Here is a 2611-nt window from a genome sequence, read left to right as displayed (position 1 = left end):
CGCACCATGACCGTCCAGCAGATACACCCGCGTGTTCGCAATCGGACGGCCGATCGGGACACTGAGAGCTCCCTCCTGAATCGGACGCACAGTGTAGGTAGTCGCAAAGGTCGTCGTCTCGGTCGGACCGTAGCAGTGAATGAGACGGACAGGACCTTCTTCTCTCAGCAACCTCAACAATGATGGGGGGTCGTTCCATTCGCCTCCACAGAGGAGGTATTTAAGTTGTGCTAACGTCGGGGCAATCGATGATGTATATTGGTTGAATAGCGCTGTTGTGAGAAAAAGTGATGTCACCCGTTTCTGTTCAAGCGCCCTGGCAAAACTTGATGCATTTAAAACGGTTGCGGCATTCATTATAATTATGCAGCTCCCGTTAAGCAGCGGCGCCCAGACTTCAAATGTGCTGGCGTCGAAGGCGGGATTGGCGGCGAAAGCGACACGATCTCCGGCACCGATCTTCGCATATCCATTATTCATCACGAGCCGGTTGACAGCACGATGGGGAACAACAACTCCCTTGGGAAGGCCGGTCGAGCCGGAAGTGTACATCACGTAAGCGGCAGCCTCGGCGCTCAATGCCAGGCCAGCAGGATCGGTACTACATCCTACTCCGGCCATGAGCGGCTCAATGGCCAGAACAGCGATCGTCACCTCAACGAGATCATCATCGTTACCCTCGCTAAGCACCAGGCGTGCAGCGCAGTCGGCCATCAGCCATTCTTGTCGCGCAGACGGAAGAGAACGATCGATCGGTACATAAACTCCCCCCGCCTTGAGGATCGCCAGCTGCGCCACCACAAGGGCGACGGAGCGGTCGAGCACCGTCGCAATGCGATCCCCCGGCCTGATCCCGAGGCCGATCAGATGATGCGCCAGCCGGTTGGCCCGCGCATTGAGTTCGCCATAGCTCAACCGCTCGTCGTCATGGACCACCGCCACCGCCTCCGGCGCCTGGCGTACTTGCGCCTCGAACAGCTCATGGATGCACCGCTCCGACGGATAGGCCGCGTCCGTCCGGTTCAGCTCCTCCAGCAGATGGGTGCGCTCGGCCGATGGCAGCAGCTCGATGCGGCTGACCGGCTGCCCGGCATCGGCGACCATCGCCCGCAGCAGCGCCAGCAGATAACCACGCTGCCGCTCGATCGTCGCCTGATCGAACAGCGCCGTGGCATAACCAAACGTTCCGGCGATCTGATCGCCATGCTCGCCAAGGTTCAGCTCCAGATCGAACTTGACCTGATCGAACCCCTCCTCCGCAGCCTCCACGCGCAGCCCCGGCAGATCCAATGACCCGACGGTGTTGTTCTGCCAGGCCAGCATCACCTGGAACAACGGCGTGTGATCGAGGGCCCGCGGCGGCTTGACGATCTCGACCAACTGCTCGAACGGCAGGTCCTGATGCTCCTGCGCGGCCAGCGCCGTGCGCCGCGTCCGCTCCAGAAGCTCCGACACGCTCGGCTCGCCCGACAGGTCCAGCCGAAGCGCCAGGGTGTTGACGAAGAAGCCGATCAACTCTTCGATCTCGCGCCGGCCACGATTGGCGCTCGGCACGCCGATCACAAGGTCGTCCTGCCCCGACAGACGCGACAGCACCGCCGCCCAGGCCGCCAGCACCGTCATGAACACCGTCGTGCCGTGCTGCCGGCTCAGCCGCTTCAGACCCCGCGTCAGAGCCGCATCGATGACGATCGGCACACTGGCTCCGGCAAACGACTGCTGGGCCGGCCGCGGCCGGTCCGTCGGCAAGGCAAGACGGGCCGGAGCGCCTGACAGGGCGCTGCGCCAATACTGCGCCTGGCTCTGCAGCCGTTCCCCCGACAGCCACTGCCGTTGCCAGGCGGCATAATCCGGATACTGGATCGCCAGCGGCGGCAAAGGATCGTCCTGTCCAGTCGCGAACGCCCGGTAAAGCTGACTGAGTTCACGCACCAGCACGCCCAGCGACCAGCCGTCCGAGACGATATGATGCTGGGTCAGCAGGAAGACGTGCTCCTGATCGGATATCCGGATCAGACGCCCTCGGATCAGCGGCCCGCGCGACAGATCGAACGGCGTGTGCGCCTCTTCATGACTCAGATCCAAAAGCGCCGCCTCGGCATCTTGCCTGTCCCGCAGATCGTGCTCGAGCACCGGCAGCCCTGCGTCCGCCGGCAGGACCTCAACCCGGGGCTTGCCCTCCGGTGCGACAAAGACACTGCGCAGCGCCTCATGGCGGGCAAACAAACGGTCGAGGCTGCGCTGCCAGGCGCTGCGCTCGAGCACCCCACACAGCCGCAGGGCCAGCGGCATGTGGTAGTTCGTGCTGCCTTCGTCCAGCTGCGCCAAAAACCACAACCGCTGCTGCGCGAACGACGGCACAAGCGGCTCATGACGCGACACGGCCACAATCGCCGGCAGGTCTTGCGGACCGGAGCGGCTCAACTGCTCGACAAGGCGCGCCGCCAGATCGGAAAGCACCGGATTGGCGAACAGCGTCGTCAGCGGCAGTTCGACGCCAATAACCTGCGACAGTCGGCTCATCAGCTGCACCGCCAAGAGCGAGTGGCCACCGAGTTCGAAGAAGTGGTCGTGGCGCCCGACCCGCTCGATACCGAGAAGCTCGGCCCAG

1 protein-coding gene is annotated in these 2611 nt (G+C 63.4%); it reads right to left on the bottom strand.

Going from position 1 to position 2611, the window contains the following annotated elements; translation table 11 throughout:
• The coding region (locus MAXJ12_RS22485) for a condensation domain-containing protein (protein ID WP_008838306.1) at positions 1-2611 on the bottom strand (2611 nt) is incomplete at both ends.

Origin of the sequence: Mesorhizobium alhagi CCNWXJ12-2 (assembly GCF_000236565.1) — a bacterium.
GTDB classification, from domain to species: domain Bacteria; phylum Pseudomonadota; class Alphaproteobacteria; order Rhizobiales; family Rhizobiaceae; genus Allomesorhizobium; species Allomesorhizobium alhagi.
The sequence above is the reverse complement of the archived record's forward strand: the minus strand, read 5'-3'. Positions and strand labels throughout refer to the sequence as shown.